This is a genomic window from Burkholderia vietnamiensis LMG 10929, from assembly GCF_000959445.1.
GTDB classification, from domain to species: domain Bacteria; phylum Pseudomonadota; class Gammaproteobacteria; order Burkholderiales; family Burkholderiaceae; genus Burkholderia; species Burkholderia vietnamiensis.
Genome location: NZ_CP009632.1, coordinates 1,102,328 through 1,122,506, shown reverse-complemented (window position 1 = coordinate 1,122,506; position 20,179 = coordinate 1,102,328). Strand labels below are relative to the sequence as shown.

The following is a 20,179-nucleotide window of genomic DNA, read 5'->3' as shown; positions in this document are numbered from 1 at the left end:
GCTCGGGGCGGTGTTCAGCGCGCGGGCGCGAAGTAGGCTTGCGTGTTCGGATGGATCGACCGGTCGGCGGCAATCTCGTCGGCAGTCGCCCATCGGTACGCGGTGTGCTGCGCGTTCGGAAGCGATACGAGGTTCAGATTGCCGCGCAGCTTGTATCCCATCACGACGTAATGTGTCGTGATGTCCGGTGCACCGCCGAAGTTGTCTTCATAGAGATGATCGTAGATGCCGACCAGCTCCGCGTCGGCGCGCTCGAGATCGCTGCATCCGAGTTCATCGCGCGCAATCCGTCGAAATGCATCGTCGAGGCGTTCGTTCTTGTGAATGCGTCCGCCAGGCACGAACCAGAAGCCCTGAGCGGGACGGTTGGTGCGATGGCCGAGCAGGTATGCGCCGTCCTCGTTCGAGATGATCAGGTCGATCGCAACGAGCGGCGTTGCGTCGACGATGCGCAAGAAGGTATCGAGCGGCAACATGGCGGAGAGGCTCCATGAAGTTTGTGGGAATGTGCCGGCGTCGGATCGCGATGGCGTTTGCGTCGGTCTGTGAATCGGTGTGCCGATTTCGTAGACCCACAATGCCGCGGAGTTGTCGCCGACGGTGTTCATCATCATTGCCCGGCATGATCGCGCTCGTCGGTCAAAACCTCGAAGCATTCCGCCAATTGGCGCTCGCAAATCGGCGCGTTATCGCGATGTCGTTGGCGTCGAGCGTGCGGCGCGCATCGACACAATTGCATTCGGCCATGATCGTGGCGGCAGCCGCCATCTCGATTCCGAACGATCGTTTCGGCGCTAGTCTTTGGTCTGGCCTTTCGAGGAGACGCGTTCACCCCGGAACCTCCTCGGAACTTCACCTGCGCGCGTCGCGCGCGCAGGTCTTTTTATTCAGCACGGGTCGAGCTGCAGGTGCGGCGCATGTCTTTGCCGCCGCTCGACTCGCCGACGCCACGCGATGATGCGTGCCGCCTCTATCGAAGGCGGCGATGCAGCAAGCGCCAATCTCCAGAACCTCACTCTTGCCGAACCCGACGGCACCGTGCGCTGCGCTCGACGCGTCCGTCGCGTAGCACGGCATTCACGCACGACCGCGCAAAAAACGGCTGGCGCGCTCACTAACCTTCATCTACGTCAAACGCGATCGTCAATGGCGGAATCGAGGGGAAGAATGTCATGTGCGGCATGTTGCACCGCAATGTACGCTAGCAGCAGCGAATCGCGCATCGGTTGAGCTGCGCGACTTCACCGATAACTTGGCATTGCGGATATGAACGTCGCTCTCCTGATCTTCTCGAGAATCTGCTTCGTGTGGATTCTGGTCTACCTCGTGTTCAGCGTGACATCTGGCCTGTGGGCCGGTGCCCGACATGGACGTGCGATGCTGCTGCTCGAGTTTCGGCCGCGGCGGGCCCGTGGTTCGCGTGAAGTGGCGCGCGCTCGCGTATTGAAGAGAATGGCGCTCTCGGCCGTGTTCGCGCTGCCGATCGGTGTCGCGGCCCTCATCGCCGGCATAGCGCTCACATAAACGCTCGTTGAAGCGGTAAGTGATGCGCGCGACGCCGCTCATATGCGACAGCACGGGCACGCGAGACCAAACGCGGTGTTCGGTTGCCTGGCGGAATCTGCCTACTGCGGCCGCGGCCGTACGCGTGGCCGAATACGCCGTATCGATGCGGCACATGCACGAGTGACACCGATTGCATGTTGCCGTCGAATCGCATGCGTTTGCCACATCGATGTGAAGGCATCGGACCATCCCGTCGCCGTGAGCCGCATCGCATTCGCATATGGCCTGGATCGATGGGGAACCTGCGAAGCGGTGCGTGAAGTGCGCGTTGGCGCGTGCTGTCGTCACATCGCAGTGCTACTCGATTCGACGCATTCGGAAGCGGCGATTCCCGCATCTCGCTCGTCATGCATCTTTCTCCAGCACACGTGCTTCATTTCGCTGCTACACGGTAGTCAGAAAACGCCAATTTCTGGCCGATCAGGGAATTCCCGCAGGCTAATCCGACGACTGTTTGTTCTGATCGGCCAGCGTTTAAACGCCACTCGGCGCCGTCGGTATGATGCATCGCAACGGAGTCAAATTACCGAGCCGGACCGAAGTCGATTGGAAGGGATGTTCGAGAGTACGCCATGACGCACACGAATGTCGCTCATTCGGTAGATGAAGCGGAAGGAGATGTTGGAGGGAGACGGTCGCGCAAGAGTCGAGATATCGGCGTTGTCGTATTCGAGGGATTCTCGTTGCTCGCGGCGGCTGCGGTATGCGAGGTGTTCGAGGCAGCCAATGAGATTTATGCGCCTCATGCGGCCTCGCTTCCGCTGTATGACGTTCGGTTCTATTCGTCGCGAGGTGGAAACGTCGTGTGGTCGTCGGCCGTCAGCGTACGCACGTTTGCTTGCGATGCGGCGTTGGCCGATACCTTCGACGCGGTGTTCGTCGCAGGTGGAGAAGGTGCGCGGCGCGCTGCGCGTGACGCGCGGGTGATCGATTGGCTGAGGGTCGTCGTGCCGAAGGCCGGCATGGTCGAGACCATCAGCGAAGGCAGGATGTTGATCGACGCCGCGCGAAGCGGTGCGCACGGGGCCGATGCAGTCGTCGTCGATTACGACGGTTACGGGCCGGCTCGCGCCGCGTTGTCTCTGGTCGAGCGCGATCTCGGCGGCGATGCGGTACGAGCGATCGCGTCGCGGCTCGCGCTGAACGACGCGCTGGTTACGGCGGAGCATGACGACGCGCGCCACGGTGCGCCCGTCGAGCGGGTACGGGCGGCAGCGGACTGGTTGCGCAGGAACTGCGATCGGTCGATATCGGTTAGCGACGCGGTGCGGGTTGCGGCAATGAGCGAACGGAACTTCCTGCGGCATTTCAAGCAGGAGATCGGAACGACACCGTCCGAGTTTCTGCTGCAGGTGCGCCTGGAGCGCACGGTGCAGCTGCTGATGGAGACCGACATGCCGATCGGCACGATCGCTCGGCAATGCGGGTGGGGAAACGGTGATCGCCTGGCGAAGATATTCCGGCGGCACCTGGATGTGACGCCTTCGCAATACCGGTTGCGGGCCCGCTCGAACGGGGACGTGCGACCGATTTAGCAAACACGGGATGTGCCGCGGCGACGGGACGGCGCACATCTTCTCGGATTTTCGAATCGAATCATTGCCCTGAGAGAATAGGAGTGCAGATCATGTCGGCATTCACCGAGACAGCACACGACGAAACGGGATCGGTCGATCCCGACCGCGGCGACGCAGTGCGGGCGAAGGTTCGAGTCGCGCCGGTCATTCTCGCGGGTGGATCGGGGTCGCGCTTGTGGCCCATGTCGCGCGAGCAATATCCGAAACAGCTGATCGGCGTGCTGGGTGCCGACTCGCTGCTGCAGGCGACGGTTCAGCGCATGACCGGCTTTACAGCTGGCGAGAGCGAAGTGTCGGCGCCGATCGTCGTATGCGGCGATGAACACCGCTTCGTCACGGCGGAGCAGCTTCGTGCGAGCGGGCTCGCCGCAAGCATCGTCGTCGAGCCCGCGCGGCGCGATACGGCACCTGCACTGACGCTCGCCGCAGCCGTGGCGCATGCCGATGGCCAGGACGCGATCGTCGTCGCGATGCCGGCCGATCACGCCATTGCCGATACTCCGGCGTTTCACCGTGCGATCGCATTGGCGGTCGAGCATGCACGGCGCGGTGCGATTGCGACGCTGGGCGTGCCGCCCACGCGTCCGGATACCGGTTTCGGCTACATCAAGCTCGGCGAAGCGCTCGACGGCGGCGCGCATCGCATCGAGCGATTCGTCGAGAAACCGGCTGCCGAACTCGCCGCGCAGTATGTCGAGTCGCGCGCGTACTGGTGGAACAGCGGGATCTTCGTCGTGCGTGCGAGCGTGTGGCTCGACACGTTGCGTGCGCTGCAGCCGGACATGCACGCGGCCTGCCTCACTGCGTACGTGCAAGGCAAGACCGACGGCCCGTTCTTCCGCCCGCATGAGCAAGCCTTCCTGCAGTCGCCGGCGGATTCGATCGACTATGCCGTGATGGAGCGCCTGGCGTCCACGGCGGTCGGGGCGGAGGGCGTGGTCGTGCCGCTCGATGCGGGTTGGTCGGATCTCGGCTCGTGGGACGCCGTGTGGGAGGCGCTCGACAAGGACGCCGACGGCAACGTCGGTCGCGGCAAGGTCGTATTCGAGGGCGCGACGTCGAGCTTCGTTCATTCGGAAGGGCGCCTCGTCGCATGCGTGGGTGTGACCAATGCGGTGGTCGTCGAAACGGCGGATGCCGTGCTCGTGGCGGATCGCTCGCGTGTGCAGGATGTGAAGGGCCTCGTGAGCCGCATTCGCGCGCAGCAGGCGCCGGAGGCCGACGCGCACCGCAAGGTGCGGCGCCCGTGGGGCTACTACGACTCGATCGATCACGGCGCGCGCTTCCAGGTCAAGCGCATCGTCGTGCATCCCGGCGGCCGGCTGTCGCTTCAGCTACACCATCACCGCGCCGAACACTGGATCGTCGTGAGTGGGACTGCGCTCGTCACGCGCGGCGACGAGCAATTCATGCTCGGCGAGAACCAGTCCACGTTCATTCCGCTGGGCGTGACACATCGGCTCGAGAACCCGGGCAAGTTGCCGCTCGAGCTCATCGAAGTGCAATCGGGATCGTATCTTGGCGAAGACGACATCGTACGGTTCGATGACACGTATGGGCGTGCGTGATGCGCCGATTCGGCTGTATTCGTTGACATCAGACGGGAGATTGAAATGTTCGGTCTGCAAGGAATGATGGCTCGACTCGTCGATATCGCGGTGATCGTCGCCGGCTCGTTGCTGGCGTCGCAATTTCGCTATCAGACGGTTTCTGAATCGCACTTCGACAGCGCGCTGGTGACGTTCTCGATCGCCTTTGCACTCGTGCTGTTTCCGGCGTTCGGCGTGTATGAATCGTGGCGTGGGCGCTCGATGCTCAGGCTGAGCGGAAAGATCTCGCTCGCGTGGTTCGCCGTGCAGGCGTGCGGCATCGTGCTGATGTTCTCGCTGCATCGATCGGACGTGATCTCGCGGTTGTGGTTCGTCTACTGGACCGCGATGACCGGGAGTGCGTTGATCGCGTCGCGCATCGGCACGCATCTGTTCCTGCGCAGCGTCCGCCACGCGGGCATCAACCTGCGTCGTGTTGCCGTGGTGGGGCATGCGCAGCATTGCCAGCAGGTGATTCGCAACATCGAGGAGTCGCCGGCGAGCGGGTTTCGCCCGGCTGCGGTGTTCGATCTGCAGCCGGTCGTCGCGGGTGTTTCGCCTCGAGTGCCGGTATTCACGGAGCTCGACGAGTTCGCGAAGTTCGTGCGCGAGACCGGTGTGCAGGAAATCTGGCTGGCGCTGCCCTTGTCGGAGGAGGCGACGATCCTGCGGTTCGTCAATGCGTTCGGCGACGACCTGGTGAACATCCGTTTCATTCCCGACGTGCGCAGCGTCGCGCTGTTCGACGGCGAGATGGTCGACCTCATGGGTGCGCCGGCGATCAATCTCGTGGCATCGCCGATGCCGCGCCACGCGATGTGGAAGAAGGAACTGTTCGATCGCCTGTTCGCAGCCGTTGCATTGATCGGGCTGCTGCCGGTGATGGTCGTGATCGCGATCGCGGTGAAGTTGTCGTCGCGCGGGCCGGTGTTCTTCAAGCAGTACCGCAAGGGGGCCGATGGACGAGAGTTCCAGATCCTCAAGTTCAGGACGATGCGCGTGCACGTCGAGCAGGCCGGCGTGGTCACGCAGGCGACGAAGACCGATTCGCGCATCACGCGGGTGGGGCGCTTCCTCAGAAAGACCAGTCTCGACGAGTTGCCGCAATTCCTCAACGTGCTGCGCGGCGAGATGTCGGTGGTCGGGCCGCGGCCGCACGCGATCGAGCACGACCGGCTGTATCAGAAGGTCGTCGACGGCTACATCCATCGCTATCGGATCAAGCCCGGCATCACCGGATGGGCACAGGTGAACGGGTATCGCGGGGAAACCGATCGGCTCGAGAAGATGCAGAAGCGGGTGGAGTACGACCTTTATTACCTGCGGAACTGGTCGTTCGCGCTGGATATGCGGATCGTGTTGGCGACGGTGGCGAAGGGGTTGGTCAATGCGAATGCTTATTGAGCGGTGGTGGAAGTCGTGATTTGTCGCATCTCTAAACATAAACCGGGGAACACGAGATGAGATGTATTTTGGATCGGCGCGAGGCCAGGGCGACGGAAATCCGCCGTCTTGGCACACGAATCGTGATCGGCGCGGCGATGAGCGCGGCACTGTCGGCATGCTCGGTGGCGCCGGGCATGCGCATGTCGTCGCAAGCGACATTGCCGGTTACAGGCGGCGATGAAAGTACTTCGCAGCAGAACCTGCAGATTCCGATCACCGATATCAACATGGCGTTGATTCAGGAGATGCGTGAGGCAGCGCAGCGGCTCGGCGAATCGCAGCTCAACGACCTGGTAGGCAAACCGGAGCCGTACACGCTCGGCGTGGGCGACGTATTGCAGATCACCGTCTGGGACCACCCGGAACTTGCAGCTGCGCAGGGTACACAGACTTCGACGAATTCGCGGCCGTACGACCCTGTACAGGGGTTCGTCATCGACGACAACGGCAACGTGCAAATACCGTATGCCGGCAGCGTCCATGTCGCCGGTATGCGTATCGACCAGGCGCAACGTGTCGTTCAGGCCGCGTTGCAACGGGTGTTCGTGAAGCCCCAGGTTACGGTGCGCGTTTCCTCGTTTCGTGCAAAGCAGGTGTATGTGGACGGGGAAGTGCATACACCGGGCGTCATCCCGGTCAACGATGTCCCGATGACGTTGAACGAGGCGATCAACCGCGCGGGCGGATTCAGCCCGACGGCCGATCAGAGCCGGATGGTCGTCGTGCGAAATGGCAAGTCGTACCGTATCGACCTCACGCGGATGCTCGACCGCAACGTCAATCCTTCGAAGATCCTGCTTCGGAACGGCGATCTGCTGCGCGTCGTTTCGCGCGAGGACAACGGCGCGTTCGTGATGGGTGAAGTCAGCAAGCCTATTACGGCATTGCCGTTGCGGAACGGACGCCTGACGTTGAGCGATGCACTCTCGCAGGCCGGTAGCGTGAATAGCGCGAGTGCCGATGCCGCGCAACTGTACGTGATACGCGGTGCGTCGGAAGCGAAGCCGCAGGTTTTTCATCTGAACGCTCACTCGCCGGTTTCGATGGTGCTGGCAAACCAGTTCGAGCTGCAGCCAAAGGACGTCGTGTATGTGGACGGCAACGCGCTCGTGCGTTTCAGCCGCGTACTGAGCCTGTTGCTGCCCGCGATCAACGCAGGTCTGACCGGCGCGGTGCTGACCAAATGATCGACACCATCCTGGTTGTGTGTGAAGGCAACATCTGCCGCAGCCCGATGGCGGAGGCGTTGCTGGCGCGCGCATTGCCGGCGGCCCGGATCAGATCCGCGGGATGTTCGGCGCTCGCGGGCCGGCGTGCCGATCCGCTCGCCGTCGAATTGATGGCCGAGCGCGGCATCGACCTTGGACAGCACATTGCCGTCGATCTGAATCTCGAACACATGCGATCGGCCGACCTGATTCTCACGATGACGCAGAGCCAGCGCAAAAGAATCGAAGCCGGCTATCCGTTCGCGAAAGGGCGTGTATTCCGGCTTGGCGAATTCGAACAGATCGATGTCATCGATCCTTATCGGCGCGGGCGACCGGCATTCGAGCTGGCTCTGACGCAAATCGACCAGAGCATGAAGCGCTGGGTCGACAAAGTGAATCGGATCAAGAATTGACTATGGAATCCGTAAATAAATCGAGAATCATCGACATGCAAGACGGTGACGAGATTCACCTGTCCGACTATGTCGCGGTCGTCGCCGAGAACTGGAAACTCATCTTCGCGATTGCCGCATTCATCCTTCTGCTCGGCACGGTATACGCGTTCGTCGCGAAGCCGGCCTATCGGGCCGACGTGATGATTCAGGTCGAGGACAGTGCCAATTCGACGCAGAACGCATTGGGCGAGCTTGCCTCGATCTTCGATACGAAGCAGACCGCTGACGCGGAGATCGAGCTGATTCGATCGCGCCTCGTGGTCGGTCACACAGTCGAAGCATTGCACCTCGATATCTCGGCGCAGCCGCGCTATTTTCCGGTGATCGGAGGCTTGGCGGCGCGCATCGCGGGCAGCCAGAAACTGGCGACTCCATGGTTCGGGATGACGCGCTTCGCGTGGGGCGGCGAGAAGATCGAAGTCACGCGGTTCGAGGTGCCGAAAGATCGCTATGACGCCAAGTATCAGCTCGTTGCCCGTGACGACAGCCATTACGAGCTCGTCAATCCGGAAGGCGATGTCGTCCTGAAGGGCACCGTCGGCCAGCTTGCACGCGGTGCGGACCAGTACGGTCCGGTGGAACTCGTCGTTGCGCACCTTCGCGCGCGGCCGAACACGGATTTCGTTCTCACCCGCGCGTCGACACAGGCAACCATCAAACGTCTGCAGGACGCGCTCGTCATCGCCGAAAAGACGAAGCAATCCGGTGTGATCGGCGCATCTCTGGATGGCTCGGACAGCGTTCGCACTGCAGCGATCCTCAATACGCTCGCATCCACGTACGTCCAGCAGAACATCGACCGGAAATCGGCCGAGGCGGAACACACGCTTGCGTTCCTCGAACAGCAATTGCCGCAGTTGCGCAAGCAACTGGACCAGTCGGAAGACCGATACAACGCATTTCGCAACCAGAAGGGCACCGTCGATCTGACCGAGGAAAGCCGTCTTCTGCTCCAGCAGATCGTCGAAGGCAAGACGAAGCTCGTCGATCTCGAGCAGCAGCGTGTCGAGATGGCGCAACGCTTCACGGGCGAACATCCGGCGGTCGCGGCACTGACCGCGCAAATCGCGGCTCTCAATGCGCAGCAGGAGCAGTTGAACAAGCGCGTGCTGACGCTGCCGGATACCGAGCAATCTGCATTGCGCCTGTTGCGGGACGTGCGCGTGAATACGGAGCTTTACACCAGCCTGCTCGATAACGCGCAACAGCTGCGCATCGTCAAGGCAGGCCAGGTCGGCAATGTCCGTGTCGTGGACTTCGCAGTGGCTGCCGACGAGCCGGTGAAGCCGAAACGGCCGCTCATCATCGTGTTGGCCGCGTTGTTCGGGCTCGTGATCGGTACCGTGACGGCGTTTGCGAAGCACGCGTTGTTTGGCGGGCTGAAGCACAGCGATGAAATCGAGAAGGCGATCGATCTGCCGGTCTACGCCACGATTCCTCATAGCCAGGCGCAGATCAACCTGCAGCAGGCGATGGATCGAGGGCTGCCAGGCCCGCATGTGCTGGCAGCGCTCGAGACCGAGGATCTCGCTACCGAGGGCATTCGTAGCTTGAGAACGGCGTTGCAGTTTGGCCTGCTCGATTCCACCAATAACGTGATCGTGATTACCGGCCCTCGGCCGGATGTCGGGAAGTCGTTCGTGTCCGTGAACCTGTCGGCCGTTATCGCGAGCAGCGGTACGCGCGTACTGCTGATCGATGCGGACATGCGCCGCGGCAACGTTCATTCGTATCTTGGCGTGTCCAAGCAACCCGGCCTATCCGACGTCATCACGGGATTCAACCTCGACGACGCGATTCAGCGCGACGTCGTCACCGGTGTCGACCTGCTTCCGAAGGGATCGCTGCCGCCGAATCCCGCAGAGCTACTGCTGAGCGACCAGTTCAAGAGGCTTCTCGATGAAGTGTCGCGGCGCTACGACGTCGTGATCATCGACACGCCGCCGGTGCTTGCCGTCACCGACTCCACGGTGATCGGCCGATATGCGGGAGCGACGCTGCTCGTCGTCCGGCATGGACAGCACCCGCGGGCGGAGCTCGTCGAATGCGCGAACCGCCTGCGCGGCGGCGGCGCAGCCCTGAAGGGGGCGTTGCTGACGGACGTACCGCGGCATCGATTCGGTTACGGCAGCTATTACTCCGGTTACTACGGATACGAAAGCGTTTCAGAGTGAACAACATCGCGAATGTGTTTTTGCAATCGACACACAGGGCACGTCCATTTAGGAGCATCGAATCATGAATCGTAAAGTTGCTTTGATTACCGGCGTAACGGGGCAGGACGGCTCATACCTCGCAGAGCTGCTGCTTAACAAGGGTTACGAGGTGCATGGCATCAAGCGCCGTGCCTCTCTGTTCAATACCGACCGCATCGATCATCTCTATCAAGATCCTCACGTGTCGGACCGGCGCTTCGTGCTCCATCACGGCGACCTGACCGATTCGACGAGCCTCGTGCGCATCATCCAGCGTGTGCAGCCTGACGAGATTTACAACCTCGCGGCGCAGAGTCACGTTGCCGTGTCGTTCGAGGAACCGGAATACACGGCGAACGCGGACGGTATCGGCGCGCTTCGTATCCTGGAGGCGATCCGGATTCTCGGGCTCGAGAAGAAGACGCGCTTTTACCAGGCGTCGACGTCGGAGCTTTACGGTCTCGTGCAGGAGATTCCGCAGAAGGAGACGACGCCGTTCTACCCGCGCAGCCCGTATGCGGTCGCGAAGATGTATGCGTACTGGATCACCGTCAACTACCGCGAGGCATATGGAATCTACGCGTGCAACGGCATCCTGTTCAATCATGAATCGCCGGTGCGTGGCGAGACCTTCGTGACGCGCAAGATCACGCGCGCCATCGCACGTATTGCCGCCGGCCTGCAGGACTGCCTTTACCTCGGGAACATGTCGGCGCTGCGCGACTGGGGCCACGCGCGCGATTACGTCGAGATGCAGTGGCTGATGCTGCAGCAAGAGCAACCTGAAGACTTCGTTATCGCGACGGGGGTTCAGTACAGCGTGCGGGACTTCGTCAAGCAGGCGGCTGCCGAGCTCGGTATTACCGTGAGATTCGACGGCGAAGGCGTTGACGAGGTCGGCATCGTCGACAAGGTGGAAGGCTCGGAGGCAAAAGTGAAGCCCGGCGCCGTGATCGTGCGTGTCGATCCGCGCTATTTCCGCCCGACCGAGGTCGAGACGCTGTTGGGCGACCCCACCAAGGCACATGAAAAGCTGGGCTGGAAGCCGACGACATCGTTTGAGTCGCTGGTCACCGAAATGGTACGCGCGGACTATCAGGTGGCGAAGCGCGACGCCCTCGTGACTCTCGCGGGTTTCAAGACGTTCGAATACAACGAGTGAGCGCCATGAACAAGAACACTCGAATCTTCGTCGCCGGTCACCGTGGAATGGTCGGTTCGGCAGTCGTACGGAATCTCGACGCGAGGGGGTATGTCAATGTCGTCACGCGCGGGCGTTCGGAACTGGATCTGACGAATCAGAACGCCGTCGAGGAGTTTTTCCGGAAAGAGGCAATCGAGGTCGTCGTGCTGGCCGCCGCAAAGGTTGGCGGCATTTTGGCTAACGATACCTATCCGGCGGACTTTCTGTACCTGAACCTGATGATCGAGGCGAACGTCATTCATGCCGCGTATCGATCAGGGGTGCAGCGTCTGGTGTTTCTCGGCTCATCGTGCATCTATCCGCGCGACTGCCCGCAGCCGATCAAGGAAGCGTACCTGTTGAGTGGCCCGCTGGAAAAGACCAATGAGCCCTACGCTATCGCGAAGATCGCGGGTATCAAGCTTTGCGAATCGTATAACCGACAGTACGGGACGCGATACATTTCGCTGATGCCGACGAACCTTTATGGGCCGAACGACAACTACGATCTGCGGACGAGTCATGTGTTGCCTGCTCTGCTCCGTAAGGCTCACGAAGCAAAGGTCGAGGGGCGCGAGAGCCTGACCGTATGGGGAACCGGCCGCGTGCGGCGCGAGTTCCTGCATGTGGACGATATGGCTGATGCGACGATCTTCGCTCTCGAGGTCGGTTTGGAGTCGGGCTTGTACAACGTCGGATGCGGTTCGGACGTCACGATCGAAGAACTCGCCCGCGAGGCGATGCAGGCGGTTGGGTTCAATGGACGTATCGAGTTCGATACCACGAAGCCGGATGGCACCCCTCAGAAATTGCTCGACGTCGGCCTGCTCGCGCAGCTCGGCTGGCGCGCAAAGATCGGGTTGCGTGAAGGGTTGGCGTCGACGTATCAGGAATTCCTCCAGCGCGACGAGGTTCGTGTAATGCATGCAATTTGAGCGGGGGCTCGAGAGCATTGCTTTGGCATTTTGTCGTCTACTTCAACTTAATTACTGGAGTATTCCTGGTATCGCATTCCCCGTAATAAGGACGATGCAGCGTGCTGACGGCCACGATCGGCGTGGCCGTAAGGCCTCGCTTCCAAGTGTTGCCCAGCGGAAACTCACCCGCGTCCGAGGCGGTGATTCGTGACTTGTATTGGGAAACTATCTTGAAGATATTACACGTTTCATATTCGGATTCGGCGGGTGGGGCTGCGCGCGCTTCCTACCGCTGCTTCCGGGCGCAGGCCGATGTTGGGCTGGATACTTACTTCCTCTGCCGCCATAAAGGTCTCGACGACGACCGAGTCATCACGTTTTCTCAGACGGCGCTCGCCAGAGGGTTTGATCGATTCGGGCGTCCAGCGGTTGGCGGCCGCATTGCCCGATGGCTCGGAGCGGACACCTCGCTGATTCCGCATTCGGTAAATTTGCTTCCGTCAAGATTGTCGCGTGATCGACGCATTGAGACGTTTGATCTGCTGAATTTCCACTGGATGGGCGCGGACTGTTTGTCTATCGAAGACATCGGCCGCATCCGAAAGCCACTCGTATGGCGTTTCCCGGACCTATGGCCAATGTGCGGTTCAGAACATTATCCGGATCTTCAGGATGGTATCGGATATACCGATGGCTATCAAACGAAGCACGGTAATGAGCGATACTCCTTCGCGAATCGGATGACCTGGATGCGCAAATCCCGCGCGTGGACGCGCCCCATCAATGTCGTAGCGACGACCCGATGGTTAGCGGAAAGGGTAAGCGACAGTCCCATTATGAAAGAATGGCCCGTCACCGTTATTCCCAACGCGCTGAATACTGACGTATGGCGACCCGTTGACCGCGGCGTAGCAAAGAGCATTTTCGGCTTGCCGAGTGACAAGAAGCTCTTGGCATTTGGTGCAATGGGCGGTGGGAAGGATCCGCGTAAGGGGATCGATCTCCTGTTTAGCGCACTCAATTTGCTTCGCGGTGAGCTGAGGGATACCGAACTCTTGGTATTTGGTCAGGCCGCGCCTCGGAATGCGCCTGAATTCGGCTTTCCGGTTCATTGGCTTGGTCATTTGAGTGACGATGTCAGCCTGCGAACGTTGTACAGTGCCGCAGACTTGATGGTCGTGCCATCAAGGCAAGAGGCCTTTGGGCAGACGGCCTCTGAGGCACACGCGTGTGGTACGCCCGTCGTGGCATTTGCAAATACCGGCGTGGCCGATATTGTTTCACATCGGAAAACGGGATGGCTCGCCCGACCAAACGACGCAGAGGATCTCGCGGCTGGGATCCGATGGGCCCTATCGGACGAGACGGTCATGAAGATGCTTTCATTGAACGCGCGGAAGTCTGCGGTCGAGAAATTTTCATATTCGGTCGTGGCAAACCAATATAAATCGCTATACGAAAAAATACTGGCAAAGCAGTAAGAATGGTAGTGGTTAAATCTCGAACCAGTTCGTCAATAAATTTCGAATAACCCATATGGCCTCGCTCGTATCATTAATGGTTGCCTCTATTCCGTACTATACGGTGGGGCGCTATTTTGGTGGTTCATATGTGAACATTACGCAGTTGATCATGCTGTCGCTTGCGATGCTCGGGTTCTTGAGACTATTTCTGTCGCAGGGAAGAGGGCCTGCTTTCGGTGCCGGCACTCGATTGACCGTATGCGTGTTTTTCGCGTCCATCATTCTCGGGCTCGTTTTAAGTCCTTATGGTGACAAAGTTTTGACGAAAGGGGGTATTCAGATCGGTGGTATTTGTGTCGCGCTCCTTATGAGCGCGATCATTTCTCATGAGATTTCCCGTAAACCGACCCTGCTCGTCAAGATCGCGGAAATATCCGTGAAATCATTTGGTTTTTTTGCGTTGTTTGCGATTGTTCAATTCGTTGTTTGGAATGTTACCAGAAATACCAATATTTTAGGGTTCGATTTTCTGAATGTGATGTCGGGTGGCGATATTTGGCGGGGCGGCGGAAGTATCGGTCCATTCGTTCGGGCGAACTCGTGGGCTTCCGAGCCCGCACACTTCACACGCTATTTGGGTTTTGTCCTGAGTTTCGCATTCGCGCGTCTCGGGTTGATGGGACGCTCGGCGAAACAGGCGATGCGCCGGATAGTGCCAATTTGGGCCGCGATTTGCATCGTTGCGGGTTTCTTTGTCGCATTCTCGATCTTGGGTCTGATTCAGCTCGTGGTAACCGTAGCAATACTGTTCACCTTTGGTGGAAAAATAAAGCCTAAAACCATCGTGGTCGGATTGGTGTCAGTTTTAATCATCGGGCTTAGCATCATCTTGTTCGCAAAAATGGCTGGCCCTCAGTTTGAGTCCAAGTTGAACACTATGTCGCTGCTTTGGAATCCGGATGCTGGCATTGGTGGAAAGCACGTCGAAACGGAGCAGATCACCGCACTGGCGGTAAGTTCGAATCTGCAGGTCGCCATTGAAAATTTGGAGCAAGATATTTTGTTCGGTGGTGGGGTGGGGTCGCATGGGTTCGCGTATGACCAGTTTGCTCCGGGCGTTGTATTTTTAAATCGAACGCTATATCGGCTAAACGCGGATGATGCTGCGGGCTTGGGGGCGCGTCTGCTATCGGAGACTGGCGTAATAGGTTTTGTGAGCTTCATTTCAATATTTATTTTCGCGTCACGAAAATCTCGGCGCGATGTGCTTCGCACTGCAGGTGGTGCACCACTGGATACGATCGCATTGATACGCTTGTGCTTTGTGATATCACTGTTGTCCGTGCTGTTTATGTACATCCTCCGATCTGGCCAGTATTTCGATCCGCTGTTGTACGTATTGCTAGGCATAGTTGCATCATCGCGGCAGCAACGTGTCCCGATAAATACACACTCACCACAATTTTTGCGCTAATTACCTGGATGGATTTATCGTGAGCGAACCCCTAAAAGACGGACCGCTTGTGAGCGTTATCATTGCAACGTTTAATTGTGTCCAGACAGTTCGGCGAGCGATCGAGAGTGTCTCGCGCCAAACGTATAAGAACACGGAACTGATCATAGTCGACGGAAACTCGACCGATGGAACGCTGAAGGAGCTGGAGGATTCGTCCGCGGACATTGACAAGTTCGTCAGCGAAAAAGATAACGGAATTTACGACGCCTGGAACAAGGGCATTCGACTCGCGAGCGGCGAATGGCTGTGTTTCATCGGCGCTGACGACGTGCTGTTGGATAGTGCGATTTCAGACTACATTCAGTTTATCGATGCAAACCCGAGTTTTCACTATGTATCGTCGAAGGCGCTGCTAGTAGATAAGCGCGGGCGTCGTCGCGAGATCGGGCAGGCGTGGAAATGGCGCACATTCAAAAGATATATGAATGTTGCGCACGTTGGATCGCTCCACCACCGGGATCTATTTTCAAGATATGGATTTTTCGATGAGCAATTCAAGATATGCGGAGACTACGAGCTGCTGCTACGACCTCGGGAAAGATTGGCTGCGGGGTATTTTGAGAAAATCACCGCAATTATGGCTGCGGGCGGTATAAGTCAGGCGAATTCACGCATATTTAATGAAACATATCTCGCGAAAGTGTCAGCAGGCGGTCGTGATCGTTTAATTGCCGGATGGGAAAAATGTTGGGCGCAGGCAAAGTGGTGTATTAAGACAAGTTTATTCAAGTTTTTTTGATCCGGGAAAGCGCCGTGAAAATCCTCCATGTCATCCCGTCTGCTGATCCCACCAGCGGCGGCCCGATCGAGTTTGTCACTCGACTCTCGGCACAACTTTCGATCGACGGTCATAGCATTCATCTCGTGACGCTGGACGATCCGAGCGTTATGACGAACAGCAATCATTTTGCTAGCGTCACTCAGCTTGGTCGCGGTTTCGGCGGCTACAGATGCAACCTCCGTCTCGTGCACTGGTTGTACCAAAACGCGCGATCATTCGATGCCGTAGTTATCGACGGCCTCTGGCAGTTTCACGGAGCAGCGGCGCTGATTGCACTCGGTTTGCGTGGTGTCCGGTACCATGTGTTCTCGCACGGTATGCTCGATCCTTGGTTCAAGCGGACGTATCCGCTGAAGCACATCAAGAAGCTCGCTTACTGGTGTTTGATCGAACGACACTTGCTCAAGCGCGCGGCGTCCGTAATTTTTACATGTGAAGCGGAGCGGTTACTCGCGCGAGAATCATTCCCATTTTATGAAGTCAATGAGGTGATTTCCGTGCTGGGTACGGCCCGCCCACCCGAGGTAGCGGTGCCAAAGAACGCAACTGGCATTAGGTCTACGGCGAAAAAGATTGTCTTTCTTAGCCGGATCCATGAAAAAAAAGGTTGCGACTTGCTGCTCGAGGCCTTCGCCAATCTCGCGAGCATACGTCCCGAATATGAACTGGTGATTGCCGGCCCAGGGGAAGCCTCGCTGGTCCGTCGCCTGAAGGAACGAGCGCATAGATTGCAAATTGCGGATCGAGTGACTTGGTGCGGCATGGTTAGTGGGATGGAAAAATGGTCGCTGCTCCGTTCGGCCGATGTTTTCTGCCTGCCGTCACATCAAGAAAATTTCGGGATCGCAGTGATTGAAGCTTTGGCATGCGGAATTCCAACGTTGATTACCAACAAAGTAAATATCTGGCATGAGATCGTCGAGAGTGGCGCTGGAATCGCAGACGACGATAGCGTTGAAGGAGTTCTGACGATGCTGTCGAAATGGGCTTCTTTGTCGGACGGCGAGCGTGATGCTATGAGGAAAGCTGCGTCGCTGTGCTTCGAAACGAAATTTCATATCGAACGCGCAAGCGAGAATTATATGTCAATTCTCGCATTGAAAAAAAATGATCGATTCCATGTCGAAAAGTACTCCAACTGACGGTGGATATGTCGCTGGGTATCCCGTGATCGAATTATGTCAGTCTGTAACAGATAATGGAAACTGGAAAGAACATGTCTGATAAACGCCGGCAGGATTTGTCGAAATTTCGCGTGCCAGATGGTTTCCGGGGGCGGTCGGCATGGTTTGTACAACTTTGGTGGCTTGTGCAGGCAACGGTCTTTCGTCATTCCCCCCAGCTTGCGTATGGTTTCCGCGCGTGGTTACTCCGCTGCTTCGGTGCGAAGGTCGGTGTGAATACCGTGATCCGGCCAAAGGTCACAATTACCTATCCGTGGAAAGTATCGATTGGCGACTTCTCCTGGATTGGGGATGACGCGGTACTTTACAGCCTCGGAGAAATCGAAGTACAGGCGCACGCTGTCATTTCGCAACGCAGCTATCTCTGCGCTGGCGATCATGATTATCGCGATGCTTCGTTCCCAATTCGCGGGCGGCCAATCATTATCGAGGAACAGGCGTGGCTCGCTGCCGATGTATTTGTTGCTCCGGGAACAGTGGTCGGCCGAGGAGCGGTCGTCGGTGCGCGTAGTTCGGTGTTTCAGGACTTGCCTGCGTGGACCGTGTGTGTTGGCAGTCCATGCCGCCCGGTCAAACCGCGAGAAAGCAATTGAAGTCTGCGAACACACCGGATTATGCGGATCGGAAGACAGTTTTTGAACGTGGATGCCAATCTAGACGTGGACAGAGCGATGTCAAATATTAATCATGCGTTGCGGAAAAGTCTGTCGACGAATTTCATTGGCCGATATGCGAACATTATTGTCCAGATTGTTGTCACCGGTATGCTGGCCCGCGTCCTAAGTCCGGCGGAGTTCGGCGTGATGGCTATCGTTTCTGTTCTGGTGACGTTCTTTTCGTTTGTCAGTGAAATGGGGCTGGGCCCTGCTATCGTGCAATTTCGTGATCTAGATCGATCTCAAATAGCTGGGTTATTCTGGGTGACAGTGGGCATCGGAGCTTTTGCCGGAGCGGTCTTTGCGGCTTGTGGGCCGCTTATCGCTCGGCTCTACGACAATGCGGAATATGTACACATTTCGTTTGGACTTGGCCTAACCATAGCGTTTTCCTGCTGGACAATAGTGCCGCTGGCGCTGCTGAGACGAGCACAGCGTTTTCGCGCAATAGTGATGATCGAGGTATTCTCTGCTGTGATTTCAGGAGCGATTGCCATCGGCGGTGCATATTATGGATTGGGCGTTTTTGCACTGGTCGTCAAAAGCGCGACATACGCATTTTTGATGTTCATATTTTTTATTGGTGTCTCCGAACTGCCCTACCGGTACACGTCGTCGATTCGTGGTATGCGTCACGTGTTTGCATATTCAACTTACCAATTCTTGTTCAACGTACTGAACTATTTTACGCGTAATCTCGATAAGCTGCTCATTGGTAAGGTAATGGGAGTGACTTCATTGGGTCTGTACGACATGTCGTATAGACTGATGCTGATGCCCGTGTCGAATTTGACCAGTGTCGTCGGACCTGCGATCCAACCGGTCTACGCAGCATATCAGCAAGACAGAAAAATGGTTTTTTCGTCTTATCAAAACCTATTGCGCACCCTCATTGTCATTGGCGGACTTGTCCAGGTTGTCAGTGTGATATGTGCGAAAGAGATTATTCTGGTTTTCTATGGGGTGAAATGGCCGGGCGCAATTACGATATTTTACATCCTTAGCTATTCGATTGGTGTGCAAATTGTATTGTCGTCGACAGGCGCGGTGTATCAGGCTCTCGGTCGCACAGATCTGTTATTTAAGACTGGATTGATCTCGACATTGACTACTGTCGGTGCGATTTTGGTCGGCGTTGTGTCACGGGACCTGCACGTCCTTTCTTGGCTGTTGGTCGCTGGGTTTTTTCTGAACGCGATACAGGGTTTTTGGATCCTTGCGAGAAAAGGCTTCGGAATGCGTGTGATTGATTTATTTATGCCATCGAGCAAGTGCGTTGCCGGCGCTATGATTGTCGGATTGTTATGTCTATCACTCGATCCGTATCTAAACATCGCGCAGCTCGGAGTCGCTATGACGCTCGTGGTGAAGATTTTAGTCATATCGATCCTCTATTTCATTGCTACAGTTTTGACGGGTGACATTGCGTTTGTAATGAATACTTGGGTCAGGCGGCGAGCTGTTTAATGTGTTGTATTCGGACGATCGTTATCGTCCATCGGATTCTATTTTTGAGGTCGCGGCGATGGATTTTAGAATTTGGAATGGTATCAGATTTTTCCTAAAGCTTAGATGGAAGGCGGCTTGTGCGCTTGTGCTCGGAATCTGGTATTCCTGCGCCAATAGAATAAAACGTAAGACGCTTCCGCATGGCGATGTGCAAGTGATAGTTTCATTGACGACATTTCACAAGCGCATTAATACCGCCTTCCTCACGCTGGAATCGCTGTTTGCTCAACGTGGAGTCCAATACGAAGTACATCTCCATCTTGCGAATAGTGACATGCTGAAAATAGGTGGCCGGTTGCCGGCCGCGATTGAACGACTGCGGCGACGAGGTCTTAAGGTTTTTTTTCACGAAGAAAACTTGAAATCGTATAAAAAGCTTTACTACACAATAATTCAGGGATACGACGTACCGATAGTAACTGCAGACGATGATATCTTATACCCTAATAAATGGCTGAAGAATCTCCTCGATGCGAGTAAAGACAACCCGGGTTGTATCGTTTGCTATCGTGGTCATGACCTCAATCTGGACCGAACTGGCACTGTCGATTCCTATAAAAGAATTTACGAGCGCGGACCAGTAAGCGGTGCAGAACCAAATTATTCGCTGATGCCCACTGGTTGTAGTGGCGTATTGTATCCTCCAGCCAGTCTGGCACGCGAGCTGATGGATCCTACTCTTTTCATGGAACTTGCTCCTACCTCCGACGATATCTGGTTCAAGCTCTGCAGCCTCGTCAGCGACGTTCGATGCGTTCGCGTTAGTCCGCGAAATGTCGAGTTTCTTTCGACACCCGACACGCAGAGGCATGCGCTATTCATCGAGAACGTCGACGGCGGTCAGAATGATAAGCAGATGAGAGCGTGCTTTGAGCGCTATCCTGAGGCCTTGCGGCATATCCGAGCTTGCAGGGCAAGAGATAATTAAGTA

18 protein-coding genes are annotated in these 20,179 nt (G+C 57.3%); 17 read left to right on the top strand and 1 reads right to left on the bottom strand.

Going from position 1 to position 20,179, the window contains the following annotated elements:
• Positions 1–14: 14 nt before the first annotated feature.
• The gene (locus tag AK36_RS29680; protein WP_011880588.1) at positions 15–476 is read right to left on the bottom strand and encodes a GDP-mannose mannosyl hydrolase; all 462 of its coding nucleotides are present in this window, start codon (positions 474–476) and stop codon (positions 15–17) included.
• Between the two features lie 146 nt (positions 477–622).
• Between AK36_RS29680 and AK36_RS33580 the strand changes: the two genes are divergently transcribed.
• From AK36_RS33580 to AK36_RS33575, 17 genes are all read left to right on the top strand, one after another.
• The gene (locus AK36_RS33580) at positions 623–958 is read left to right on the top strand and encodes a hypothetical protein (RefSeq protein WP_124260117.1); all 336 of its coding nucleotides are present in this window, start codon (positions 623–625) and stop codon (positions 956–958) included.
• 308 nt (positions 959–1,266) lie between these two features.
• Entirely contained in the window at positions 1,267–1,524 is a 258-nt protein-coding gene (locus tag AK36_RS29675; RefSeq protein ID WP_011880586.1) for a hypothetical protein, read from the top strand.
• Positions 1,525–2,138: 614 nt separating this feature from the next.
• Positions 2,139–3,101 carry a GlxA family transcriptional regulator gene (locus AK36_RS29670; RefSeq protein ID WP_045579878.1) on the top strand — a complete coding sequence of 321 codons (963 nt, stop codon included), beginning with the start codon at positions 2,139–2,141 and terminating at the stop codon, positions 3,099–3,101.
• 92 nt (positions 3,102–3,193) lie between these two features.
• Complete coding sequence (locus tag AK36_RS29665; protein WP_045580003.1) at positions 3,194–4,711, top strand: mannose-1-phosphate guanylyltransferase/mannose-6-phosphate isomerase; 1,518 nt, start codon at positions 3,194–3,196, stop codon at positions 4,709–4,711.
• A 45-nt stretch (positions 4,712–4,756) separates the two neighbouring features.
• Complete coding sequence (locus tag AK36_RS29660; RefSeq protein WP_011880582.1) at positions 4,757–6,136, top strand: undecaprenyl-phosphate glucose phosphotransferase; 1,380 nt, start codon at positions 4,757–4,759, stop codon at positions 6,134–6,136.
• 56 nt (positions 6,137–6,192) lie between these two features.
• The gene (locus AK36_RS29655) at positions 6,193–7,365 is read left to right on the top strand and encodes a polysaccharide biosynthesis/export family protein (protein ID WP_080938793.1); all 1,173 of its coding nucleotides are present in this window, start codon (positions 6,193–6,195) and stop codon (positions 7,363–7,365) included.
• A complete protein-coding gene (locus AK36_RS29650; RefSeq protein ID WP_011880580.1) occupies positions 7,362–7,802 on the top strand; it encodes a low molecular weight protein-tyrosine-phosphatase in 441 nt (146 codons plus the stop codon). Before AK36_RS29655 ends, AK36_RS29650 begins: the two co-directional genes overlap by 4 nt.
• Positions 7,803–7,804: 2 nt before the next feature.
• Positions 7,805–10,018 (top strand): polysaccharide biosynthesis tyrosine autokinase, encoded by a 2,214-nt coding sequence (locus AK36_RS29645; RefSeq protein WP_045579877.1) that lies wholly within the window; start codon positions 7,805–7,807, stop codon positions 10,016–10,018.
• Between the two features lie 64 nt (positions 10,019–10,082).
• A complete protein-coding gene (gene gmd, locus AK36_RS29640; RefSeq protein WP_011880578.1) occupies positions 10,083–11,201 on the top strand; it encodes a GDP-mannose 4,6-dehydratase in 1,119 nt (372 codons plus the stop codon).
• A 5-nt stretch (positions 11,202–11,206) separates the two neighbouring features.
• On the top strand, positions 11,207–12,157 hold the full coding sequence (locus AK36_RS29635; protein ID WP_045579876.1) for a GDP-L-fucose synthase family protein: 951 nt from the start codon (positions 11,207–11,209) through the stop codon (positions 12,155–12,157).
• 101 nt (positions 12,158–12,258) lie between these two features.
• Positions 12,259–13,620 (top strand): glycosyltransferase, encoded by a 1,362-nt coding sequence (locus AK36_RS32300; protein ID WP_144410697.1) that lies wholly within the window; start codon positions 12,259–12,261, stop codon positions 13,618–13,620.
• A 55-nt stretch (positions 13,621–13,675) separates the two neighbouring features.
• A complete protein-coding gene (locus AK36_RS29630; protein WP_059862331.1) occupies positions 13,676–15,076 on the top strand; it encodes a hypothetical protein in 1,401 nt (466 codons plus the stop codon).
• A 19-nt stretch (positions 15,077–15,095) separates the two neighbouring features.
• Complete coding sequence (locus AK36_RS32295) at positions 15,096–15,857, top strand: glycosyltransferase family 2 protein (RefSeq protein ID WP_158348971.1); 762 nt, start codon at positions 15,096–15,098, stop codon at positions 15,855–15,857.
• 14 nt (positions 15,858–15,871) lie between these two features.
• A complete protein-coding gene (locus AK36_RS32290; protein ID WP_144410696.1) occupies positions 15,872–17,041 on the top strand; it encodes a glycosyltransferase in 1,170 nt (389 codons plus the stop codon).
• A 74-nt stretch (positions 17,042–17,115) separates the two neighbouring features.
• Positions 17,116–17,676, top strand: coding sequence for a putative colanic acid biosynthesis acetyltransferase (locus tag AK36_RS32285; RefSeq protein ID WP_080938805.1), 561 nt, complete (start codon positions 17,116–17,118; stop codon positions 17,674–17,676).
• A gap of 78 nt (positions 17,677–17,754) precedes the next feature.
• Entirely contained in the window at positions 17,755–19,206 is a 1,452-nt protein-coding gene (locus AK36_RS29620; protein WP_158348970.1) for a lipopolysaccharide biosynthesis protein, read from the top strand.
• Between the two features lies 1 nt (position 19,207).
• Positions 19,208–20,176 carry a hypothetical protein gene (locus AK36_RS33575; RefSeq protein ID WP_144410695.1) on the top strand — a complete coding sequence of 323 codons (969 nt, stop codon included), beginning with the start codon at positions 19,208–19,210 and terminating at the stop codon, positions 20,174–20,176.
• The last annotated feature ends 3 nt before the right edge of the window (positions 20,177–20,179 follow it).